This window comes from Herbaspirillum sp. (assembly GCF_017744395.1).
Taxonomy (GTDB): Bacteria; Pseudomonadota; Gammaproteobacteria; order Burkholderiales; family Burkholderiaceae_D; genus Herbaspirillum.
Genome location: NZ_JAGIBI010000003.1, coordinates 729171 through 752169 on the forward strand (window position 1 = coordinate 729171; position 22999 = coordinate 752169).

A 22999-nucleotide genomic window follows, 5' to 3' on the forward strand; every position below is an offset into this window, starting at 1 on the left:
CGGCATGATGCCGGCCATCAAGGAGAAAAGATGAGCGGTAACGTACAACTGGCGAGCTTCCCCAGCCTCAAGGGGAAGCGCGTTTTCATCACCGGCGGCGGCACCGGCATCGGCGCGGCGATCGTCAGCGCCTTCGCCGAGCAGGGCGCACATGTGGCGTTCGTCGATATCGCCAAGGATGCCAGCGAGGCGCTGTGCAACGAACTGGCGCAAGCCGGTTTCCCCAAACCGCTATTCCGCCACTGCGACCTGCGCGACATCCCCGGTTTCCAGAAAACCATCGCTGAGCTGCAAGGTGAAGTCGGCGACTTCGATGTGCTGGTCAACAACGCCGCCAACGATGAGCGCCACAAGCTGGAAGACGTGAGCCTGGATTATTGGAACGACCGCATCGCCATCAACCAGCGGCCGTCGTTTTTCGCCGTGCAGTCGGTGGTGCCGGGCATGAAGCGCCGCGGCGGCGGCTCCATCATCAACTTCAGTTCCATCAGCTGGCACCAGTCCAGCGGCGGCTTCCCGGTCTACACCACGGCCAAGGCCTCGACCCTGGGCCTGACCCGCGGCCTGGCGCGTGACCTCGGTCCGCACAAGATCCGCGTCAATACCGTCACGCCGGGCTGGGTCATGACCGAGCGCCAGATCAAGCTGTGGCTGGACGAGGAAGGCAAGCAGGCGATCGCGCGCAACCAGTGCCTGCCGGGCGAGCTGCTGCCCTGGCATCTGGCGCGCATGGTGCTGTTCCTGGCGGCCGACGACAGTGCGATGTGCACGGCGCAGGAATTCATCGTCGACGCGGGATGGGTGTGATGCGGTTTGCCGGATATCGGAACTGATATCCCCAAGGCTTGCTAATGAAAAAAAGAGTCGCCATGTGGCGACTCTTTTTTGTTTTGGCGGCGTTCGATTCCGGTGCGATGTATTAAGTGTGGCGCGCAAGCCTCATTCGGCGATGAGACGTGTGAGTGGAATTTCAGCGCCGCTTACTCTTCCTTACATTTCTTAATAAAACTCTGCGCCGCAGTGTTGTTTTCCGGCCGCATAATGTGCCGCGAGAAGCGCTGTCCTCGTGTTTTCCAGCCGTTTAGTAAATCATTTTCGCGACTTCGCGGATCGCCTGCAGCAGCATGGTGGCGCCGGGAGACAGCAGGTTGTCCTGGCGCGTGATGATGCCGAAGCCGGACATGCGGCAGGGCAGTTCGATCGGCAGGATATCCATCAGGCGCGCCTGGGTGTAATAGCGCGCCACTTCGGTCGGCATGGCGTACAGGAAGTCGGTCTGCTGCAGCAGGCTGGTGATGAACAGGATGGCGGTGGTGTCGACCACGTTGGATGGCGGCGCCAGGCCTTCCTCGCGGAACATCTGGTCGCAGCGCGCGCGCAGGATGCTGCCCTTGGGCGCCATGATCCACGGCTCGCCGGCCAGTTCCGACAGCTTCAGGTCGGTGCGCGCGTGCAGTGGATGGCCCACGCGCGCGACCGCGCATACCGGCTCGTCGGCCAGTTCCTGGTAGTCCAGGCCGTGCTTGGCCTCTTCATCGAGGATGCGGCCGATGATGAAATCGAGCTCGCCGTGCAGCAGCCGCGACAGCAGGATGTTGCTGCTTTCCACCTCGACGCCGATGCGCAGCATCGGCGCCTGTTCCTTCACGCGTGCGATCGCCGGGGGCAGCAGCGCCATGCCCGGCGACAGGATCACGCCCACATCCACCTGGCCCGACAGGCCGGACTTCAGCGCCACGATATCTTCATGCGCCTTGGACAGGCTGGTCAGCGCCATGCGCGCATGGCGGATCATCGCCTCGCCGTAGATGGTCGGCCGCATGCCGCGCGGCAAACGCTCGAACAGCGAGACGCCCAGCATGTCTTCCAGGTCCTTCAGCTGCTTGGAAGCGGCCGGCTGGGTCATGTTCAGTTCGCTGGCGGCGCGGTGGATGTTGCGAGTGTCGTCGAGGGCGATTAACAGCAGGAGTTGGCGTGTCTTTAATCGCGCGCGAAGAAACCAGTTGGGGTCACTGTTTTTCATAGGCTTTCGCGGAAGCTTGCTTTAGATTTTTTTACGTTAAGTTTTCTGCTGCGATTGATGATATCAAATCGCATATCGGAATTGCGAAAGAATTCATTGGCAAGACATGGCACGAATACTTAGTATCTAGCCACATTCCAAGCGCGCAAAAATAAACGAACGCAGCGCCGGGAATGAGCAGAGTAGGTCGGGCAGCACCATAAACAAAAAGTTGGGAGACTGTCAGGATCGAGTCAGGTTCGGACGGTCAAGAGTGCGAGCCTGCACGACCAAGCCCACCGACGAAAAAATCTAAACAGCAATATCCACGGAGACTATTCATGAAGCAAGTGAAGCCATCCTTTACTGGAGCAAAGACCCTGTGCGCGCTCGCGCTGGTGGGAGCATTTTCGGCACAAGCGCAGGCGCAAACCAGCGTGACCATCTATGGTCGTGTGGTTGCCGGCATCGATTTCCAGACCAATGCGGTCAACCCGGATGGCACCAAGGGCTCCAAGTGGAGCGCCGCCAACAACCAATGGGGTACCAGCATGATCGGTTTCAAGGGCACGGAAGACCTGGGCGGCGGCACCAATGCCTTCTTCCTGCTGGAATCCGGTTTTAATTCGACCAAGGGCGCCTTCAATGGCACCGATACCGGTTCAACCTCCACTCTGTTCAATCGTCGTTCCTATGTGGGCCTGTCGTCGAGCTCCGCCGGCTCTCTCAAGTTCGGTAAGAACCTATTTATCAATAATGATATCTGGTTCCTGGATCCGACTGGCCAGCAAGCAATCGGCACCGCTACCCTGGTTAACGGCCGCAACTGGCCTGGCGCCAGCAACGTGATTGAATACACGACTCCGGATTTCGGTGGCTTCTCTGCGACGCTGCAGACCAGCCTGGGTGAAAAGGCAGGTTCTTTCAACCAGGGCACCATCAATGGCGGCGATGGCCGTAAGGATGGCATTTCCCTGGTCTACCAGAAGAATGGCCTGGAATTGCGCGCAATCTATGATGTGAAACGTAGCAGCGGAACCGACGCGACCGGTGCCAAGGTAGGCACATACGACGACATCTGGAATCACTCCAAGGAATTTATCTTGGGCGGTACCTACAAGTTCGACAAGCTGAAGCTGTTTGTGGGTTACGAAAACCTGCGCGCACCGGATGCAGCTGCCGGCGCACCGGATAAGGCCAACCACTACTGGGTCGGCGCCAATTACGATGTGACTCCGCAATTCCAATTGGTCGGCGGCTTGTTCCATCTGAGCGCGAACAATGCCGAAGGCGGTGTCAATGGTGGAGGCAATGCCAACATGTACATGGCCGGCATCAATTACTTCCTGTCTAAGCGCACGCTGCTGTATGTCGATGTGGGTACTGTCCGCAATGGCACCGGTGCTTCGCACGCGCTGGAAAACGGCGGCAATACCGGCGTCTCCGGCCTGAGTCAGACCGGTGGTTACTTCGGTATTGCGCACTCGTTCTAAGTTAAGTTGTAAATCCTTCCTGAGGTGGTCTTGATGTAGTTTCAGGGCAGGCGCAAGCCTGCCCTTTTTTGCTTGCCGCCGATATCATGCAAGTATGGAAGATGCACGCGGGCAGGCGCGATTGTGATTAACGTAATGTGAGGATATGTCGATGAAGGCGCAACTGGTGGTCGATGGCGGCCATGAATTGGGCGAGGGCGTGCTGTGGTGCGAGCGGTCGCAGTCGGTGTTCTGGACCGATATCCATGCCTCCCGCCTGTGGAACCACCATCCCGGCAGCGGCGCCACGCGTAGCTGGGGTATGCCGGAGCGCCTGTGCTGCTTTGCGTTTACCGCCGACGCCGAACAATTGCTGATTGGCCTGGAGTCGCGGCTGGCCTTCTTCAACCTGGCCAGCGGCGCCATCACCCCGATTTGCCGCATCGAGGACGACTTGCCGGGCACGCGCCTGAACGACGGCCGTTGCGACCGCCAGGGCCGTTTCGTATTCGGCACGCTCAACGAGGATGCCGGGCGCGAGCCGATCGCCAGCTTCTACCGGCTCAATACCGACCTGACGCTGGATCGCCTGCCGTTGCCGGGCATCGCGATTTCCAACAGCATCTGTTTCAGTCCCGACGGCAGCCTGATGTACCACTGCGACACGCTGCAGGAGCGCATCATGTGCTGCGACTACGATACGCGCACCGGGGCCGTCGCCAACCAGCGCGTGTTCGCCGACCTGTCGGGCCAGCCGGGAAGCCCGGACGGCTCGACGGTGGATGCGGACGGCTTCGTCTGGAATGCGCAATGGGGCGGATCGCGCGTGGTGCGCTTCGCGCCCGACGGCAGTATCGACCATATCGTCGACGTGCCGACCGCGCAGCCGAGCTGTGTCGCCTTCGGCGGCGCGCAACTCGACTTGCTGTATGTCACGACGGCGCATGAGGGCATGTCGGCCGAGCGGCGCGCCGAAGACGCCTTGGCCGGCGCCCTGTTCGCGGTGCCGCTGGCGGATGTGCGCGGCTTGCCGGAAGTGCGCTTCGGCGGCTGACGGCTAGGCCCTAGGAACCGAAGCTGGAATCGCCCATCAGCCGAGACAGCCGCGCCGAGATTTCCTGCACGATGCCTTGCACCTCGTCCAGGCTGGGGTTGACCTTCTTGTCGATGCGTTCGATATAGGGCACGTTCAGCGCCGCCAGCATGCGGTTGTTGGCGCCCATGACCGGATAGGACAGGTTGACCACGCCGCGGATCTGGCGGCTTTCCATGCGCGAGTGGCCGCGTTTGCGGGTGTCTTCTATCTGGCGCATCAACTGCGCCGTTTCGATTTCCTGTTCGCCGTCCATGTGCACGTGGTCGGCCAGCATGCGGGCGCGTTCAGCCTCGTCGCGGAAGGCCAGCAGCACGTGGCCGGAGGCGGTGTCGGTCAGGCTCACCAGCGCGCCGACCTTGAGGCCGAAGGCCCAGCGCTCGGGGCTGTCGACCTGGGCTACCACGATCACGCGGCCGGCTTCGTAGACCGTCAGGTGGGCCGATTGCACGGCGCGGTTGGCCAGCTCGCGCATGTGCGGCAGCGCGGTACCGACCAGCGAGCGTATCGGCTGGTGGTGGTGCGCCAGTTCGAACAGCTTCAGCGAGAGGCGGTAGTGGTCGTTGTCGGCAACCAGGTAGCCGCGCTGCTCCAGCGTAACCACCATGCGGAAGATTTCATTGACGCTGCGGCCGAGCTGCCGGGAGATCTGGTTCAGCGTCAGCATTTGCTCGGAACGGCTGAGCAGTTCCAGGATATCCAGGCCCTTGTCCAGCGCGGGGGCCGCATAGCGGTTCCTGGCGCTACCGGTTGCGGCCGCGTCGTCGATGTCGGCGGCGGTTGGAGCGATGGCGGATTCCTGAGTCGTCATTTTTTGGGTTCTGGGCATGGTCTTGGATTGCCTGGGACGGGCGGGATGGCAGGTGTTTTTCGCCGCAAATTTCAGAAGAAGTTATAAGGCAGAAGATTTTATTTGTAAAAGTATTTTTTACTGGTTGTTTTTGATCGCGTCTTTTGGCATCTCTGTTTTGATATCGATGACGATAGAAACATCATCGGTTTGATGTGATGGGCAAAGAAGAATAGCGAGTATTCTCTGTAACTCACATATAAAAATAAATTTCATTTGTGAGTTATCTGGCAGGCGCCGGTAACCTATACAGACTGACGATGACCAAGATCACTGCCATGCGCGTCCTCGACGTGCGTTTTCCCACCTCGCAATCGCTGGACGGTTCGGACGCGATGAATCCGGATCCGGATTACTCCGCCGCCTACGTCATCCTCGACACCGACAACGACAAGCTCAAGGGCCATGGCCTGACCTTCACCATCGGCCGCGGCAATGAGATCTGCTGTGCCGCCATCAAGGCAATGGAACACCTGGTGGTCGGCCAGGAACTGGAATGGATCGCCGCCGACATGGGCCGCTTCTGGCGCCATGTCACCTCCGACAGCCAGTTGCGCTGGATCGGCCCGGACAAGGGCGCGATGCACCTGGCCACCGGCGCCGTGGTCAATGCGGCCTGGGACTTGTGGGCCAAGGCCGCAGGCAAGCCGCTGTGGAAACTGGTGGCCGACATGTCGCCGGAAGAGCTGGTGCGCGCCATCGATTTCCGCTACCTCACCGATTGCATCACGCCCGACGAGGCGCTGGCGCTGCTGCGCGAGAAGGAAGCCGGCAAGGCCGAACGCATCCGCACGCTGCAGCAGGAAGGCTATCCCTGCTACACCACCTCGGCCGGCTGGCTGGGCTACGACGACGCCAAGCTGCGCCGCCTGTGCCAGGAGGCCATCGACCAGGGTTTCAACCACGTGAAGCTGAAGGTCGGCCGCGACCTGGCCGATGACAAGCGCCGCGTCACCATCGCCCGCGAAGTGCTGGGGCCGGACCGCCAACTGATGATCGACGCCAACCAGGTGTGGGAAGTCGACCAGGCCATCGACTGGGTCAACCAGCTGGCTTTCGCCAGGCCCTGGTTCATCGAAGAGCCGACCAGCCCGGACGACGTCGAGGGGCACCGCAAGATCCGCGCAGGCATCGGCGCGGTCAAGGTCGCCACCGGCGAGATGTGCCAGAACCGCGTGCTGTTCAAGCAATTCATCATGCGCGGCGCCATCGACGTGGTGCAGATCGATTCCTGCCGCCTGGGCGGCGTCAATGAAATCCTGGCGGTGATGCTGATGGCCGCCAAGTACAAGCTGGTGGTGTGCCCGCACGCGGGCGGCGTGGGCCTGTGCGAGTACGTGCAGCACTTGTCGATGATCGACTACGTCTGCATCTCGGGCAGCAAGGAAGGGCGGGTGACCGAATACGTCGATCACCTGCACGAGCATTTCGTCGATCCCTGCGTGGTGAAGAACGCGGCCTACATGCCGCCCAGCCTGCCGGGATTCTCGATCGAGATGAAGCCGGAATCGCTGGAGCAATACTTGTTCCGCGGATAGCAAATCCGCAAGCGCATCCACCCGGCAAGCCAAATAAAAAACAAGCAAACGGAGACAGAAGTGGATTTGAACCTGCAAGACAAAGTGGTGATCGTGACCGGCGGCGCTTCCGGCATCGGCGGCGCGATCACGCTGCAACTGGCGGCCGAAGGCGCCATTCCCGTGGTGTTCGCGCGCAGCGAACCCGACCCGCAATTCTGGACGCGCCTGCTGCAATTGCAGCCGCGCGCGGCATTGTTCCAGCTTGAACTGCAGGATGACGCCAAATGTCGCGAGGCCGTCGCCGAGACGGTGAAGCGCTTCGGTCGCCTGGACGGCCTGGTCAACAATGCCGGCGTCAACGACGGCGTCGGCCTGGATGCCGGTTCTGCCGCCTTCGTCGGCTCGCTGGAACGCAACCTCGTCCATTACTACACGATGGCGCATTACTGCGTGCCGCACTTGAAGGCCACGCGCGGCGCCATTCTCAACATCTCGTCCAAGACCGCCGTCACCGGCCAGGGCAACACCAGCGGCTACACCGCAGCCAAGGGGGCGCAACTGTCGCTCACGCGCGAATGGGCTGCGTCGCTGCTGAACGACGGCGTGCGCGTCAATGCGCTGATCCCGGCCGAGGTGATGACGCCGCTGTATGAAAAGTGGATCTCCACCTTCGACAACCCGCAGGAAAAGCTGGACGCCATCACCAGCAAGATCCCTCTGGGCAAGCGCTTCACCACCTCCGAGGAAATGGCCGATATGGCGGTGTTCCTGCTGTCGGGACGTTCGTCGCATACCACCGGCCAATGGATTTTCGTCGACGGCGGGTATACCCACCTCGACCGCGCGCTGAGCTGAGGCCGCCATGCGACATCTGCTGGCATTGGACCTGAAGGACGATCCCGCGCTGATCGCGCAGTACGAGCAGCATCACCGCCGCATCTGGCCCGAGATCGCGCAACACCTGAAACGGCATGGCGTGACCGGCATGGAGATTTACCGCCTGGGCACGCGCATGGCGATGGTGATGGAAACCGACGACGCGGTTTATGACGCGTCGGCTATGGCCGACGCGATGGAAAACGACCCGAAGGTGCGCGAGTGGGAAGACCTGATGTGGCGCTTCCAGGCGCCCACGCCATGGACGCCGGCGGGGCAGAAGTGGATCGCGATGGAAAAGATCTTCGATCTTTCGACGCAGGACGATCAATAGCCGTCGTCCCGGCCTTCGTCAGGACGACGAAATGTGGCAGATGGAAATAAAAAATCGACGGCTACCCAGAAGAGCCGCAATGCATCCGAGGTGAGCATGCAACACAATCAAGAGACAAACAACACGCAGCAGGCCCGGCCGCCGCTGATCGCCCTGCGCAACGTCAGCAAGCGCTTTCCCGGCGTGCTGGCGCTGGACGACTGCCAGTTCGACCTGGTGCCGGGCGAGGTGCACGCGCTCATGGGCGAGAACGGCGCCGGCAAGTCGACGCTGATGAAGATCCTCTCGGGCGTCTATCAGCGCGACAGCGGCGAGATCCTGCTTGACGGCCGCGCCGTCGAGATCGGCGATCCGCGCGCCGCGCAGGCGCTGGGCATCGGCATCATCCACCAGGAGCTGAACCTGATGAGCCACCTGTCGGCGGCGCAGAACATCTTCATCGGGCGCGAGCCGAGGAAGGGCCTGGGGCTGTTCCTGGACGAGGAGCAACTGAACCGCCAGGCCGCGGCCATCTTCGAACGCATGCGGCTGGACCTCGACCCGCGCACAACAGTGGGCGAGTTGACCGTGGCGCGCCAGCAGATGGTGGAGATCGCCAAGGCGCTGTCCTTCGACTCGCGCGTGCTGATCATGGACGAGCCCACCGCGGCGCTCAACAATGCCGAGATCGCGGAACTGTTCCGCATCATCCGCGACCTGCAGGCGCAAGGCGTGGGCATTGTCTACATTTCGCACAAGATGGACGAGCTGCGCCAGATCGCCGACCGCGTCACCGTGATGCGCGACGGCAAGTACATCGCCACGGTGCCCATGGAGGGCACTTCGATGGACAGCATCATCGCCATGATGGTCGGCCGCCAGCTCGACGGCGCCCAGCGCGTACCGCCCGACACCTCGGGCAATGATGTCGTGCTGGAGGTGCGCGGCCTGTCGCGCGGCCGCGCGATCCGGGACGTCGGCTTCCAATTGCGGCGCGGCGAGATCCTCGGCTTCGCCGGGTTGATGGGCGCCGGCCGCACCGAGGTGGCGCGCGCCATCTTCGGCGCCGATCCGCTGGAGGCGGGCGAGATCTTCATCCACGGCAGGCGCGCCATGATCAAGTCGCCGGCCGATGCGGTGGCGCACGGCATCGGTTACCTGTCGGAAGACCGCAAGCATTTCGGCCTGGCCGTGGGAATGGATGTGCAGGCCAACATCGCCATGTCCAGCATGGGGCGTTTCACCCGCGCCGGCTTCATGGACGAGCGCGCCATCCGGGAGACCGCCCGCGGCTATGTGCGGCAGCTGGCGATCAAGACGCCGTCGGTGGAGCAGCAGGCGCGCCTGCTGTCGGGCGGCAACCAGCAGAAGGTGGTGATCGCCAAGTGGCTGCTGCGCGACTGCGACATCCTGTTCTTCGACGAACCCACGCGCGGCATCGACGTCGGCGCCAAGAGCGAAATCTACAAGCTGCTCGACGCACTGGCCGCGCAGGGCAAGGCGATCGTGATGATCTCTTCGGAATTGCCCGAGGTGCTGCGCATGAGCCACCGCATCCTGGTGATGTGCGAGGGCCGCGTCACCGGCGAGCTGTCGGCCGCCGAGGCGACCCAGGAAAAGATCATGCAGCTGGCCACCCAGCGCGAATCGGCTGTCGTTCAATAATTTTCGGATACCAGATCATGGCCAACAACCTCCATCCCAACCCAACCGCCGCTTCCGCATCCATGGCAGACAACCCGACTTCCTCTGGCGCGGGATTGCGCGCCCGTTTCTTCAACCCGGCCGCGCGCCAGAAGCTGCTGGCCTTCGCCAGCCTGCTGCTGATGATGGTGTTCTTCAGCTTCGCCTCACCCAATTTCCTGGCCGTGGACAACATGGTCAGCATCCTGCAGTCGACGGCGGTCAACGGCGTGCTGGCGATCGCCTGCACCTACGTCATCATCGCCGCCGGCATCGATCTCTCGGTGGGCACCATGATGACCTTCTGCGCCGTCATGACCGGCGTGGTGCTGACCAACTGGGGCATGCCGCTGCCGCTGGGGATCCTGACCGCGGTGCTGTTCGGCGCGCTGTCGGGCTGGATCTCGGGCATGGTGATCGCCAAGCTCAAGGTGCCGCCCTTCATCGCCACGCTGGGCATGATGATGCTGCTGAAAGGCTTGTCGCTGGTGATCTCCGGCACGCGCCCGATCTATTTCAACGACACCGAAGGCTTCTCGGCCATCGCCCAGGACTCGCTGATCGGCGACCTGATTCCCGCGCTGCCGATTCCCAACGCGGTGCTGATCCTGTTCCTGGTGGCCGTCGCCGCCTCGGTGATCCTCAACAAGACCGTGTTCGGCCGCTATACCTTCGCGCTGGGCAGCAACGAAGAGGCGCTGCGCCTGTCGGGCGTCAAGGTGGATTTCTGGAAGGTCTCGGTGTACACCTTCTCGGGCGCCATCTGCGGCATCGCCGGCCTGATCATCGCCTCGCGCCTGAACTCGGCGCAGCCGGCGCTGGGCCAGGGCTATGAACTGGACGCGATCGCCGCGGTGGTGATCGGCGGCACTTCGCTGTCGGGCGGCACCGGCACTATCCTGGGCACCATCATCGGCGCGTTCATCATGAGCGTGCTGGTCAACGGCCTGCGCATCATGTCGGTGGCGCAGGAGTGGCAGACGGTGGTGACCGGCGTGATCATCATCCTGGCCGTCTACCTGGACATCCTGCGCCGCCGCCAGCGCGCGTGAGCGGCCCGGGCGATCGCAACGACCGAGCAATACCGGTTTCATCCGCGCCGGGCGACCGGCACCCATCATCGATAACAAAAGGAGACTCAACGTGTTCAAGAGCAAACTCATCGGCGCCGCACTGGGACTGGCTTTCGCCGTCGGATCCGGCGGCGCCATGGCGCAGGAAACTTATATTCCGCTGATTTCGAAAGGCTTCCAGCACCAGTTCTGGCAGGCGGTGAAGTCGGGCGCCGACCAGGCGGCCAAGGACTACAAGGTCAAGGTCACCTTCGAAGGCCCCGAGACCGAGGCCATGGTCGACAAGCAGATCGACATGCTGTCGGCCGCGCTGGCCAAGAAACCGCAGGCCGTCGGTTTCGCCGCGCTGGACAGCAAGGCCGCGCTGCCGCTGCTGAAGAAGGCGCAGGCCGCCAAGATCCCGGTGGTGGCCTTCGACTCCGGCGTTGACAGCGACATTCCGGTCACCACCGCCACTACCGACAACAAAGCCGCCGCCGCGCTGGCCGCCGACAAGATGGCCGAGTTGATCGGCAATGAGGGCGAAGTGGCGGTGGTCGCGCACGACCAGACCAGTCGCACCGGGATCGACCGCCGCGACGGTTTCGTCGAGCGCATCAAGTCGGCCCATCCGAAGATCAAGGTGGTCAGCGTGCAATACGGCGGCGGCGACCACCTGAAGTCGACCGAGGTTACCAAGTCGATCCTGCAGGCCTATCCGAAGCTCAAGGGCATCTTCGGCGCCAATGAAGGTTCGGCGATCGGCGCGCTCAACGGCGCCAAGGAAATGAAGCGCAAGGTCGTCATCATCGGCTACGACTCCGGCAAGCAGCAGAAGGACGCGATCCGCGACGGCCAGATGGCCGGCGCCATCACCCAGAATCCGGTCGGCATCGGCTACAAGACCGTGGAAGCCGCGGTCAAGGCGATCAAGGGCGAGAAGCTGCCGAAGGTCATCGATACCGGCTTCTACTGGTACGACAAGAGCAACATCGACGATCCCAAGATCGTTGCCGTGCTGTACGACTAAGCGCGGTGTTTGCGGACGCGCCGGATGTTTTCCTGCGCGTCCGTTTTCCTTTTACCGTCTCCGTTTCAAGGCCATCATGAAACCGCAACGCATCGACGCCCACCAGCACTTCTGGCGCTATCGCCCTGAAGACTATCCGTGGATCGGCCCGGGCATGGAGCTGCTGGCGCAGGACCGCTTGCCCGGCGAATTCCATCCGGTGCTCATGGCCGAAGGGCTGGATGCCTCGATCGCGGTGCAGGCGCGCGCGGGGCGGGAGGAAACCGGATTCCTGCTGGCGCTGGCGCGCGAGGATGCGCGCATTGCCGGCGTGGTCGGCTGGGAAGACATCGCCAGCCCGCAATTGGCCGAGCATGTCGGCGAGTGGGGGCGCGACAAGTTGCTGGGGTTTCGCCACGTGATTCAGGATGAGCGCGATGTCGCCGCCTTCGTCGCGCAACCCGACTTCAACCGCGGCGTGGCCTGGCTGCAAGGGCAGGGGCTGGTCTACGATGTGCTGGTCTACCAGCGCCAGTTGCCGGAGGTCCAGGCATTCTGCGCGCGCCACGATGCCCACTGGCTGGTGCTGGATCACCTGGGCAAACCGGCCCTGACCGAGTTCTGCAAAGGGGAGGAGGCCTACCAGCAATGGCGGCGCGAACTGCGCGCGCTGGGGGCGTTGCCGCATGTGGCCTGCAAATTGTCGGGGCTGGTGACCGAGGCCGACTGGGTGCGCGGCCTGCGGCAAAAGGATTATGAAAACATCGTGCTGTGCCTGGACACCGCGCTTGAGGTTTTTGGCGCGGAGCGGCTGATGTTCGGATCGGACTGGCCTGTATGCCTGCTGGCGGCGTCCTACGCGCGCGTGGCGGGCGTGGTCAGGGAGTGGGCGCAGACGCGCCTGTCGGCATCCGAGCAGACGCAGGTGTGGGGCGGCACCGCTGCGCGCTGTTATAACGTGGCTTAGCTTCTTAGGCCCGAACGGCTGTCGTCAATCGGTCGTGCTGGGACTCCAGAAGGCCTGCTTGACCGCCGGCAGCGCCTGGAAGCGGGCGATCAGGGCATCCAGCTCGTCGCCGTCGACCGAGGTGGCGGCCAGCGTCGCTTCGATTTCCACTTCGTCTTCGGTGAAGGGCCGCACCTCCAGGTCGTGCGTCGGATAGCGGCTTTGTTCCAGCATCTGGTTGACCTGCGCCAGCACGTGCTTCTGGTGCGCGCTGTCGACGATCAGGTGCAGGGTGTTGGTGACTTCCACCGACGGCACGTCCAGCGGCTTGCGGTTGATGGTATTGACCACCGGGCGCAGCAGCGTGTTGGCGGCCAGCACGAAGATGGTGGCGACGATGGCTTCCAGGATCAGGTCGGCGCCGGCCACCGCGCCCACCGCGGCGGAGCCCCACAGCGTGGCCGCGGTATTGATGCCGCGCACATTGCCTTCCTCGCGCATGATCACGCCCGCGCCGAGGAAACCCACACCCGATACCACATAGGCCACCACGCGCACGGCGCCTTCGTGGCCGCCGATGCGGTTGGCCATGTCGACGAACACGGCAGCGCCCAGCGCCACCAGCACATTGGTGCGCAAGCCGGCGGTGCGCTGGCGGTATTGGCGTTCCAGCCCGATCGCGCCGCCCAGGATGAAGGCGGCGGTCAGGCTGATGGTGGTGTCCAGCAGGGACGCGAGATTGATGTTGCGCAGGATTTCCATGGGCGGTCCAGGGGCGTTTGTATTGATTGGATAGGCTGCGATGGCCGCGATTGCCAGCTGATGAGCATATGTGCCAGGCCGCTGCACGATGTTGCGCGATGATGCCCCAGAAATGCAACAGGCGCATGACAAATTTGCCATGCGCCCGTTTTTTCCGCCATTTACGGATGCGTTATGCCGCCTTCTTGCCGATGTAGCGGACCAGGGCGTCGTCGCTGGCGGGTTTGACCGGCGTGAAGTCGCGGTGGGCGATGAATTCCGGGCGGGTCGGTTTGCGGATAGCATTGGAAACCGCGTTCAGCGTCAGGTAGACGATGCGGCGCGGATACGGCGTGATGTTGCCGGCCGAGCCGTGCACCAGGTTGGCATGGAACATCAGCACGCCGCCGGCGCGGCCGGTGGGGGTGACGATGCCGTTCTTTTCCACCATTTCGGTGACCGTGGGCTGGTCCAGCGTCCACAGCGGATACGAGGTGGTTTCCAGGTCGTGTTCGGACTTGAGCGCGCCTGACTTATGGCTGCGCGGCACCAGCATCAGCGGGCCGTTGATTGGCATCACTTCATCCAGGAACACGGCGATGTTCATCGCGCGCGCTTCCGGCATGCCGTCGTCGGCCTGCCAGGTGGGGAAGTCCTGGTGCCATTGCCAGACTTCGCCGGTGAAGGCGGCCTTGGCGTTGATCTTGAACTGGTGCACGTAGACCTCTTCGCCGAACAATTGCTGCAGCGGCTTCACCAGGCGCGGATGCGAGGCCAGGATATTGCAGGCGTCGTTGTAGGTGTGGGCGGCGAAGGCGGTGCGCGGCGCGCCGTTCTTCTCGCGCCAGATTTCGGGGCGCTGCTGCGCCAGTACATTGGCGGCTTCCTGCTTCAGCAGGGCGACTTCTTCGGCGTTGAAGCATTCGGGCAGGAACAGGTAGCCCAGTTCATCGAAATCCTTGAGCTGCTGGGGGGTAAGTTGCATGGCTCGTCTCCTTGGTTATGGCCGGGTTGTGTTGGCATATTGCCTATTTATCGTGTTCTGTATACAGAATGCGACTTAAGTCGGGCTTTGTCAAACACAAAATGCGGCGCCCGCGGAACTGTGTCCGGAAGGAGGGATTGGGGAGCGCCGGGCGCATGCGTTTTGTTGCCCGGGCGGTTTGGTATGATGAAAAGACTGCCGCGCGCTTGCGCGGCGTCCTTTTCACGCTTTGAGTTCCACGCTACCGACCATGATCTTTCGCCAGTTGTTCGATGCCGCTTCGTCCACCTACACCTACCTGCTCGGCGATGGCGGCGAAGCGCTGCTGATTGACCCGGTCTACGAGCAGGTCCCGCGCGACCTGGCGCTGCTCGATGAACTCGGCCTGCGCCTGCTGGCCACGCTCGACACCCATGTGCATGCCGACCACGTCACCGGCGCCTGGCGCCTGCACCAGCGTTGCGGCAGCGCCATCGCCGTGGCGCAGGCGGCCGGCGCCGAGCTTGCGGACCGCCCGCTCAGGCATGGCGACCGCATCGCTTTCGGCACGCGCCATCTGGAGGTGCGCGCCACGCCCGGCCATACCAACGGCTGCCTGACTTACGTGCTGGACGACCGCAGCATGGCATTCACCGGCGACAGCCTGCTGATCCGCGGCTGCGGACGCACCGATTTCCAGCAGGGTGACCCGCGCCAATTGTTTGCATCGGTACGGGAGCAGATCCTGACGCTGCCCGATGCCTGCCTGCTGTACCCGGCGCATGACTACCGCGGCGTCACCGTCACCAGCGTGGCCGAGGAGCGCCTGTTCAATCCGCGCCTGGGCGGCGATGTGGATGCCGGCGATTTCGTCGGTTATATGAACAACCTGAACCTGCCGCATCCCAAGCTGATGGCGCAGGCGGTGCCGGCCAATCTGCGCTGCGGCCGTCCCGAGGGAGACGCCCCGCCGCTGGATATGCCGGATTGGGCGCCGCTGACCCTGCGCTTCAGCGGCATCTGGGAAATCGCGCCGATGGCGCTGCTGGAACATGCGGCGGCGGTGCAGATCGTGGACGTGCGCGAAGAATCGGAATTCATCGACCGCCTGGGCCATCTTGCCGGCGCGCGGCTGGTGCCGCTGTCGCAATTGCCGCAGCGGCTGGACGAACTGGACCGCGAGCGGCCGGTGGTGGCGGTATGCCGCTCGGGCGTACGCTCGGCGCAAGCCTGTACCTTGCTGGGCAAGGCCGGTTTCGGGAAAGTGGCCAACCTGGCCGGCGGCATGCTGCATTGGCATGCGGAAGCCTTGCCGGTGGAGTGCGGGACAGGCGAGGTCTGACAGTCGCGGATATGTTCCGCGTCGGCTGCTGGGATGGGCTTGGCTGTTCTGTTCGCCGTCAGGCGGATGCCCGCAGGCACCGGGCGAAATAGCCAGAGAAGTGCGCATAGTCGGGCGTGGCGCGCTGCGCATCCTTGGCCAGGTCGTCCCAACGCCGCAGCCGTACGGCGTCGGCGGCATAGGGCCGCGCGATGAAATCCTGCGCATCTTTCTCATCGAAGATGCCGCCTTGCAGCTTCAGGCTGCGCACCGAATCTTCCGACAGGGCCGAAAAATAAGCCGGGTCGACCGCGCACAGGTAGCGCTTGGCGTCGACGTGCAGGCGGATCGGCGCCAGTACGTCTTCGTCGAACAGGTTGCGCAGGAAGGGCAGGATGCGGTACTGGTGCAGGTCGTCGATGCCGGCCATGGTCGGCGTGTCGCCATTGTCTTCCAACATGTGGCCAAGGTCATGCAGCAGGCTGGCCACGATCAGGCTGGCCGGCGCGCCTTCCTGTTCGGCCAGGGCGGCGGTCTGCAGCGCGTGTTCCAGTTGCGTGACGGGTTCGCCGGTGTATTGCGTGTGGCCGTGCCGGTCGAACAGCAGGTCGATGTCTTCAAGCGTCAATGCCATGGATGCCAGCCTTATTCCGGGACGATGCGCGGCGGCGCCGGGCGCGGGAAGCGCCGGCGCCGCCGGTGTTGTTCAAGCGGGAAAGTATAGCCGGAAAATCTGACGGTACGGACGGTGCCTTGAAGCGGCCTGCCGGCGCGAGGGGATTACCTGCCGACCTGGTGGCCGATCACGCCGCCGACCGCGGCGCCGCCGGCGGTGCCGATGCCGCTGCCGCCGGTCAGGATGGCGCCGGCCACCGCGCCGACGCCGGCGCCGATGGCGGTATTCTTATCCCGGCGCGACATGTTGCTGCAGCCGCTCAACACGGTCAGTGCGCAGAGGGTGACGGTAACGACGGTCATTTTGTGGATTGTTTTCATGATGACGTTTTTCTGAAAGTTAGGGAGCTCCGACACGGCGCACCGGATGGTTTGGCGATCCGAGCGCGGGCGGATATGCTGTAGATCTTTACACGGCCGATAAATTCCGGTTGCAAGATTTTGTAAGCGGCGTCTTACAGTTGTTACATCTTCACCGGCGCGGTTCATACCTGAAAAATAAAAAGGAGACATCCGGATGAGCGATATCGAGGCGCGGATCAGCGCCAGTTTCAACGCCCAGGGCCTGATGAAGACGCTGGGCGCCGAGCTGGCTTCGATAACCGCGGGGGAGGTGCATATCGCCTTGCCTTTTTCCGGGCACTTGACGCAGCAGCACGGCTACCTGCATGCCGGCGCGACCACCAGCATCGTCGACAGCGCCTGCGGCTATGCCGCCCTGACCCAGGCTCCCGCCGGGCGCGAGGTCGTCACCGTCGAATTCAAGATCAACCTGATGCGCCCGGCCATCGGCGAGCGTTTCCTGGCGATCGGCCGGGTGCAGAATGCCGGGAAGTCGCTGGCGGTCTGCAGCGGCGAAGTCCATGCGATCACCGCGAGCGGCAGCAAGGTGGTGGCGCTGATGCAGGCCACCATGGCTTACGTCGGCTGATGCTGCGCCGCAGTTTTGCGCGGCTTGGGAAGCGCGGTTAGGATGGCGTTTTCCGCAAGCAGAAATTTCCTACAAGGATTGCCATGAACCTGTTTTCCTGCAGCCGGCGTTTTGCCGGCATCCTGATGTCGTCGGCCGCCATCGGCCTGGGGGCTTCATCGCCGGCGGGGGCGGCCGGCCATCCCGCGCCGGTGGAGGGCGACTGGGTCGCGCCGAAGTTCGTCTTCCATGACGGCCAGTCGCTGGACAACCTGCGGCTGCATTACACCACCATCGGCAACCGCGACAATCCGGCCGTGCTGGTGCTGCACGGCACTTACCAAACGGCAGGCGCCATGCTGGGCAAGGACTTCGGCGGCGAGCTGTTCGGGCCGGGCCAGCCGCTCGACGCCAGCAAATACTTCATCGTGATCCCGGACGGCATCGGCGTGGGCAAGTCGAGCAAGCCTTCGGACGGCCTGTGCGCCGCCTTCCCGCAGTACAACTACGCCGACATGGTGCTGGCGCAATACCGCATGCTCACGGAAGGCCTGGGCATCCGCCGCTTGCGCCTGATCATCGGCAATTCCATGGGCGGCATGCAGACCTGGCTGTGGGGCGGCACCTATCCCGGCTTCGCCGACGCCCTGGTGCCGATGGCCTCGCAACCCAACGAAATGGCCAGCCGCAACTGGATGATGCGGCGCCTGCTGGTGGAGTCGATCAAACAAGACCCGGCCTGGAACAACGGCAACTACACCGCGCAGCCGCCGTCGCTGCGCCTGGCCAACGCCATGTTCGTGGTCGGCACCAACGGCGGCACGCTGGCCTACCAGCAGATCGCCGGCACCCATGCCCAGGCCGACAAGCTGGCGGAGGAACGCCTGGCCGCGCCGGTGACGGCCGACGCCAACGATTTCATCTACCAGTGGGGCTCGTCGGCCGACTACAACGCCATGCCGGGTCTGTCCAAGATCAAGGTGCCGCTGCTGGTGATCAACTCCGCCGACGACGAACGCAATCCGCCGGAAACCGGCTTGCTGCAAGAGGCGTTGAAGGACATGCCCAATGCCCGCTTGCTGCTGATCCCGGCCAGCGCCCAGACGCGCGGCCACGGTACTACCGGCATGGCGCGTTTCTATGCGCGGCAACTGGGGGAATTCATCCAGGCGTTGCCGCCGCACTGAGCGGCGCCGCGGGGCAAGCCGCCATCTGTTGCGTCCGCATTTGCGCCAATCTGTCCATCGCATGCGTGGAGCCGGTGCGGCATCATGGCGGCCTGTCATCGTTTCATATTCGCCTGGAGCCGCATGTCCGCTTTCTTGCCCCCGCAGCCGGTGTTGACCGGCACCCTCGTCGAACTTCGGCCGCTGGAGGCCGGGCATCGCCAGGCCTTGCTTGAGGCCGCGGCCGACGGCCAGTTGTGGAACATGACGCTGACGGTGGTGCCCGGCGAAAAGACCATCGACAAGTACCTTGCCGTCGCGCTGGAAGGGCGCATGGCCGGCACCGTCATGCCGTTCGTGATCGTCGAGCGCGCCGGCGGGAAAGTCATCGGCACCACGCGCTACTGGAAGATGGAAGCCGCCAACCGCAAGCTGGAGATCGGCCATACCTGGCTGGCGCAATCCTTCCAGCGCACCGGCATCAATACCGAGGCCAAGTACCTGCTGTTGCGGCAGGCGTTCGAGCAGATGGCCTGCGTGCGCGTGCAGTTCACCACCGATGAGCTCAATGATCGTTCACGCGCCGCCATCCTGCGCATCGGCGCCAAACAGGAAGGCATCGTGCGCCATGAGCGCATCATGCCGGACGGGCGCAAGCGCAACTCGGTGCGCTTTTCCATCATCGATGACGAGTGGCCGCAGGTGAAGGCGGGGCTGCTGGAAAAGATGGGGCGCGGGTAAGCTCCGGTTTCAGCAGCGGCGATTCAGATGCCGCCCATGCACAGGTATTTGACGACCAGGTAGTCGTCGATGCCATAGTGCGATCCTTCTCGCCCCAGGCCGGATTGCTTGACGCCGCCGAAGGGCGCCACCTCGTTGGAGATCAGGCCGGTATTGATGCCTACCATACCCGACTCCAGCCCTTCGGCGACGCGCCAGATGCGGCCGATGTCGCGCGAATAGAAATAGCTGGCCAGGCCGAACTCGGTATCGTTGGCCAGCGCCACGGCTTCTTCGTCGGTCTTGAAGCGGAACAGCGGCGCCATCGGGCCGAAGGTTTCTTCGCGCGCCACCTGCATGGCCGGGGTGACGTCGGCCAGCACGGTCGGCTCGAAGAAGCCGTGGCCCAGCGCGTGCCGCTTGCCGCCCAGCAGCACGCGGGCGCCCTTGGCCACGGCGTCGGCGACATGCTGTTCGACTTTTTGTACGGCTTTTTCATTGATCAGCGGCCCTTGCGTGGTGTCCTTGTCCACGCCGTCGCCCACCTTCAGCTTTTGTACCGCCGCCACCAGTTTGGCGGCGAAGGCATCGTAGACGCCATCCTGCACGTAGATGCGGTTGGCGCAGACGCAGGTCTGGCCGGCATTGCGATACTTGGACGCGATCGCGCCTTCGACCGCGGCATCCAGGTCGGCGTCGTCGAACACGATGAAGGGGGCGTTGCCGCCCAGTTCCAGCGAAAGTTTCTTGATGCTGGAAGCGCATTGCTGCATCAGCAGCCTGCCTACCGCGGTGGAGCCGGTGAATGACAGCTTGCGCACGATCGGGTTGGAAGTCATTTCGCCGCCGATGGCCTGGGGCGCCCCGGTGACGACGCTGAACACGCCCGCCGGAATGCCGGCGCGTTCGGCCAGTACCGCCAGCGCCAGCGCCGAGAACGGCGTCGCTTCGGCTGGCTTCAGTACCATGGGACAGCCGGCGGCCAGCGCCGGACCGGCCTTGCGCGTGATCATCGCCGCCGGGAAATTCCACGGCGTGATCGCCGCGCATACGCCGATGGCTTCCTTGGCCACCACGATGCGGCTGGATGGCGAGGGCGAGGGAATGGTATCTCCATAGGTGCGCTTGCCTTCCTCGGCGAACCATTCGATGAAGGAGGCGGCGTAGCCGATCTCGCCCTTGGCCTCGGCCAATGGCTTGCCCTGCTCGGCGGTCATGAGCAGCGCCAGGTCGTCGGCGTTGGCCAGCATCAGTTCGTGCCAGCGGCGCAGGATGGCGCTGCGCTCCTTGGCGGTTCTTTTTTTCCAGGCCGGCCAGGCGGCATTGGCGGCCGCGATGGCGCGCCGCGTTTCGGCCGCGCCCATCTGCGGAACCTGTCCCAGGCGTTGGCCGTTGGCGGGGTTGAACACATCGAAGGCGGTGCCGTCGTCGGCATCGCACCAGCGGCCGTCCAGGTAGGCCTGCTGGCGCAGAAGGGAAGGGTCTTTCAGTTGCAGCATGGCGATTTCCTTAAAATGGGTCAGAAGCGCGCGGCCGCCTTGTTGCGTCCGCGGAGCCATTCCAGCGCCAGCAGCAGGCAGGTCGAGAAGATGATCAGGATCGTCGCCAGCGCGGCGATGGTGGGGCTGATGTTGTCCTTGATGCCGGCGAACATCTGGCGCGGCAAAGTGGCCTGGTTGGGGCCGGCCACGAACAGCGTGAGCACCACTTCGTCGAACGAGGTGGCGAAGGCGAACAGCGCGCCGGAGACCAGGCCGGGAGCGATCACCGGCAGCGTGATGCGGAAGAAGGTACGCAACGGGCCGGCGCCCAGGCTCAGGCTGGCGCGCACCAGGTTGTGGTTGAATCCTTGCAGCGTGGCCAGCACGGTAGTGACGACGAAGGGCGCGCCCAGCGCCGCGTGGGCCAGGATCAGGCCGAGATAGCTGTCGGACAGGCCGATGCGCGCGAAGAACATGTACACGCCCACGCCGACCACCACCACCGGCACGATCATGGGCGAGATCAGCACCGCCATCAACACGCCCTTGCCGCGAAAATCGGCCTTGTTCAACCCGACCGCCGCCAGCGTGCCGAGCACGGTGGCGATCACCGTGGCGGCGGGGGCGACGATGAAACTGTTTTGCGCGGCGCGCATCCAGTCGTCGGATGCGAACAGGTTCTGGTACCAGCGCAGCGAGACGCCCTTGATCGGATACATCAGGAAGCTGCTGTCGGAGAACGACAGCGGGATCATCACCAGGATCGGCAAGACCAGGAACAGCAGCACCAGCAGGTTGAAGCTGCGCGAGGCGAAGAACCACACACGCTCGGCCAGCGAGGCATAGGGAGGAAAGAGAGGCGGTTTGTTCATGGCGTTTTCCGTATGGTTCTGTGGCGTATCAGCCGATGCCGACATCGAGTTTGGCGAAGCGGCGGTACACGCCATATAGCACCAGCGTGCCGGTCAGGAGCAGCGCGCCCAGCGCGCAGGCCATGCCCCAGTTGATGGTGGTGTTGATGAAGTAGGCGATGAAATAGCTCACCATCTGCTCATTGGGGCCGCCCAGCAGCGCCGGCGTGATGTAGTAGCCGCCGGCCATGATGAATACCAGCAGCACGCCGGCGCCGATGCCGGGATAGGTCTGCGGCACGTACACGCGCCAGAAGGCGGCAAAAGGATGGCTGCCCAGCGACACGGCGGCCTTGAGGTAGCTCGGCGGCACCGATTTCATCACGCTGTACAGCGGCAGGATCATGAAGGGCAGCAGGATATGCGTCATCGACACGTACACGCCGACGCGGTTGAACACCATTTCCAGCGGCGCCTGCGTGATGCCGGTGAGCATCAGCGCCTTGTTGACCAGGCCTTCGGATTGCAGCAGCACGATCCAGGCCGCCACCCGCACCAGGATCGAGGTCCAGAACGGGATCAGCACCAGGATCATCAGCAAGTTGGCGCGCCGCTCGCTCATGGTGGAGAGCCAATAGGCCAGCGGATAGGCCAGCAGCAGCGTGATCGCCGTCACGACCGCGCTCATCCATAGCGTGCGGCCGAAGATGGTGCGGTAGATGGACGCATCGGGATCGGCCTGGACGATGTCGCCGTCGATGTTCTGGCGCAGGTCCATCGAGGCCAGCAGATAATAGGGGGAGTAGCGCGAGCCGTTCTGGGCGATCACGCGCCAGATATCGGGCTGGCCCCATTGCGCGTTGAGGGCGATCAAGGCGTCCTTGGCTGCCGTCGGGGGCAATGGTTTGCCTGCCGCATCGCGCAGCGGCATGGCGCGCGTGGTGCCCATGATCGGCGAGCGCGAACCGGACAGTTCGACGTTGATGCGGCGCGCCAACTGGCCGGCGGTGGTGTCTTCCTTGGCGCGTGCCAGATCTTCGGCCAGCGCGGCATAAGCCTGTTCGGGCGGCAGCGCCTTGCGGTCCCATTTGGCCAGTACGGCCACGGTGCGCGGCAGCGTGGCCGCGATCTCGGGGTTTTCGACGGCGCGCTGCAGCAGCGCCACGATGGGCGCGACGAAGGTCAGCAGCAGGAAGATTGCCAGCGGCGCGATCAGCGCCAGGGCGGCGACCCGCTTGCGGGTTTCGGCGGCCCGCAGTTCGCGCCTGAGTTGCTGCGGTGTCGGTTCGGCCAGTGGCGTAGCCGCGGCGGGGCTGGTGGCGATGGTGGTCATGGTTCGGTATTCCAGGTACGG

General features: G+C 63.7%; 23 protein-coding genes. 14 read left to right on the plus strand and 9 right to left on the minus strand.

What is annotated here, in order from left to right; genetic code table 11:
• Nucleotides 1-30: 30 nt before the first annotated feature.
• Nucleotides 31-807: an SDR family oxidoreductase gene (locus J7548_RS12100; RefSeq protein WP_290974831.1), complete on the plus strand. Its 777-nt coding sequence runs from the start codon at nt 31-33 to the stop codon at nt 805-807.
• Between the two features lie 274 nt (nt 808-1081).
• On the opposite strand, the gene J7548_RS12105 is transcribed toward J7548_RS12100, so the two are convergent.
• Complete coding sequence (locus tag J7548_RS12105; RefSeq protein ID WP_290974832.1) at nt 1082-2023, minus strand: LysR family transcriptional regulator; 942 nt, start codon at nt 2021-2023, stop codon at nt 1082-1084.
• 320 nt (nt 2024-2343) lie between these two features.
• Here J7548_RS12105 and J7548_RS12110 point away from each other — a divergent pair, with 320 nt between their 5' ends.
• Together J7548_RS12110 and J7548_RS12115 are read left to right on the plus strand one after the other, a co-directional pair.
• Entirely contained in the window at nt 2344-3495 is a 1152-nt protein-coding gene (locus J7548_RS12110; RefSeq protein ID WP_290974833.1) for a porin, read from the plus strand.
• Nucleotides 3496-3646: 151 nt separating this feature from the next.
• Entirely contained in the window at nt 3647-4528 is an 882-nt protein-coding gene (locus J7548_RS12115; RefSeq protein WP_290974834.1) for an SMP-30/gluconolactonase/LRE family protein, read from the plus strand.
• 10 nt (nt 4529-4538) lie between these two features.
• Here J7548_RS12115 and J7548_RS12120 read toward each other — a convergent pair whose 3' ends face one another.
• On the minus strand, nt 4539-5396 hold the full coding sequence (locus J7548_RS12120; protein ID WP_290974835.1) for an IclR family transcriptional regulator: 858 nt from the start codon (nt 5394-5396) through the stop codon (nt 4539-4541).
• 281 nt (nt 5397-5677) lie between these two features.
• Between J7548_RS12120 and J7548_RS12125 the strand changes: the two genes are divergently transcribed.
• From J7548_RS12125 to J7548_RS12155, 7 genes are all read left to right on the plus strand, one after another.
• Nucleotides 5678-6955 (plus strand): L-fuconate dehydratase, encoded by a 1278-nt coding sequence (locus tag J7548_RS12125; protein ID WP_290974836.1) that lies wholly within the window; start codon nt 5678-5680, stop codon nt 6953-6955.
• A 60-nt stretch (nt 6956-7015) separates the two neighbouring features.
• Nucleotides 7016-7792 (plus strand): SDR family oxidoreductase, encoded by a 777-nt coding sequence (locus tag J7548_RS12130; protein WP_290974837.1) that lies wholly within the window; start codon nt 7016-7018, stop codon nt 7790-7792.
• Between the two features lie 7 nt (nt 7793-7799).
• Nucleotides 7800-8147, plus strand: coding sequence for an L-rhamnose mutarotase (locus J7548_RS12135; RefSeq protein ID WP_290974838.1), 348 nt, complete (start codon nt 7800-7802; stop codon nt 8145-8147).
• Between the two features lie 96 nt (nt 8148-8243).
• The gene (locus J7548_RS12140; protein WP_290974839.1) at nt 8244-9791 is read left to right on the plus strand and encodes a sugar ABC transporter ATP-binding protein; all 1548 of its coding nucleotides are present in this window, start codon (nt 8244-8246) and stop codon (nt 9789-9791) included.
• Nucleotides 9792-9808: 17 nt separating this feature from the next.
• The gene (locus J7548_RS12145; RefSeq protein ID WP_290974840.1) at nt 9809-10861 is read left to right on the plus strand and encodes an ABC transporter permease; all 1053 of its coding nucleotides are present in this window, start codon (nt 9809-9811) and stop codon (nt 10859-10861) included.
• A gap of 91 nt (nt 10862-10952) precedes the next feature.
• Nucleotides 10953-11891 (plus strand): ABC transporter substrate-binding protein, encoded by a 939-nt coding sequence (locus tag J7548_RS12150; RefSeq protein ID WP_290974841.1) that lies wholly within the window; start codon nt 10953-10955, stop codon nt 11889-11891.
• Nucleotides 11892-11967: 76 nt separating this feature from the next.
• A complete protein-coding gene (locus J7548_RS12155; RefSeq protein ID WP_290974842.1) occupies nt 11968-12837 on the plus strand; it encodes an amidohydrolase family protein in 870 nt (289 codons plus the stop codon).
• 24 nt (nt 12838-12861) lie between these two features.
• On the opposite strand, the gene J7548_RS12160 is transcribed toward J7548_RS12155, so the two are convergent.
• Nucleotides 12862-13578 carry an MgtC/SapB family protein gene (locus tag J7548_RS12160; RefSeq protein ID WP_290974843.1) on the minus strand — a complete coding sequence of 239 codons (717 nt, stop codon included), beginning with the start codon at nt 13576-13578 and terminating at the stop codon, nt 12862-12864.
• A 172-nt stretch (nt 13579-13750) separates the two neighbouring features.
• Nucleotides 13751-14542 (minus strand): phytanoyl-CoA dioxygenase family protein, encoded by a 792-nt coding sequence (locus J7548_RS12165; protein ID WP_290974844.1) that lies wholly within the window; start codon nt 14540-14542, stop codon nt 13751-13753.
• Between the two features lie 250 nt (nt 14543-14792).
• Between J7548_RS12165 and J7548_RS12170 the strand changes: the two genes are divergently transcribed.
• Entirely contained in the window at nt 14793-15863 is a 1071-nt protein-coding gene (locus J7548_RS12170; protein WP_290974845.1) for an MBL fold metallo-hydrolase, read from the plus strand.
• A 58-nt stretch (nt 15864-15921) separates the two neighbouring features.
• Here the strand turns inward: J7548_RS12170 and J7548_RS12175 are convergent, their stop codons facing one another.
• The gene (locus J7548_RS12175; RefSeq protein WP_290974846.1) at nt 15922-16476 is read right to left on the minus strand and encodes a phosphonate degradation HD-domain oxygenase; all 555 of its coding nucleotides are present in this window, start codon (nt 16474-16476) and stop codon (nt 15922-15924) included.
• Between the two features lie 146 nt (nt 16477-16622).
• Nucleotides 16623-16838: a glycine zipper 2TM domain-containing protein gene (locus J7548_RS12180; protein WP_366005346.1), complete on the minus strand. Its 216-nt coding sequence runs from the start codon at nt 16836-16838 to the stop codon at nt 16623-16625.
• A 196-nt stretch (nt 16839-17034) separates the two neighbouring features.
• On the opposite strand from J7548_RS12180, the gene J7548_RS12185 reads away from it, so the two are divergent.
• The 3 genes from J7548_RS12185 (at nt 17035) to J7548_RS12195 (ending at nt 19334) form a co-directional block, all read left to right on the plus strand.
• A complete protein-coding gene (locus J7548_RS12185) occupies nt 17035-17448 on the plus strand; it encodes a PaaI family thioesterase (protein ID WP_290974847.1) in 414 nt (137 codons plus the stop codon).
• Between the two features lie 83 nt (nt 17449-17531).
• Entirely contained in the window at nt 17532-18614 is a 1083-nt protein-coding gene (locus tag J7548_RS12190; RefSeq protein ID WP_290974848.1) for an alpha/beta fold hydrolase, read from the plus strand.
• 123 nt (nt 18615-18737) lie between these two features.
• Nucleotides 18738-19334 (plus strand): GNAT family protein, encoded by a 597-nt coding sequence (locus J7548_RS12195; protein ID WP_290974849.1) that lies wholly within the window; start codon nt 18738-18740, stop codon nt 19332-19334.
• 23 nt (nt 19335-19357) lie between these two features.
• Here the strand turns inward: J7548_RS12195 and gabD are convergent, their stop codons facing one another.
• Genes gabD through J7548_RS12210 form a run of 3 tightly spaced genes read right to left on the minus strand, consistent with a single transcriptional unit; the run spans nt 19358 to nt 22978 of the window.
• Nucleotides 19358-20812 carry an NADP-dependent succinate-semialdehyde dehydrogenase gene (gabD, locus tag J7548_RS12200; RefSeq protein ID WP_290974850.1) on the minus strand — a complete coding sequence of 485 codons (1455 nt, stop codon included), beginning with the start codon at nt 20810-20812 and terminating at the stop codon, nt 19358-19360.
• A 20-nt stretch (nt 20813-20832) separates the two neighbouring features.
• Nucleotides 20833-21666: an ABC transporter permease gene (locus J7548_RS12205; protein ID WP_290974851.1), complete on the minus strand. Its 834-nt coding sequence runs from the start codon at nt 21664-21666 to the stop codon at nt 20833-20835.
• A gap of 28 nt (nt 21667-21694) precedes the next feature.
• On the minus strand, nt 21695-22978 hold the full coding sequence (locus tag J7548_RS12210; protein WP_290974852.1) for an ABC transporter permease: 1284 nt from the start codon (nt 22976-22978) through the stop codon (nt 21695-21697).
• Between the last annotated feature and the right edge of the window lie 21 nt (nt 22979-22999).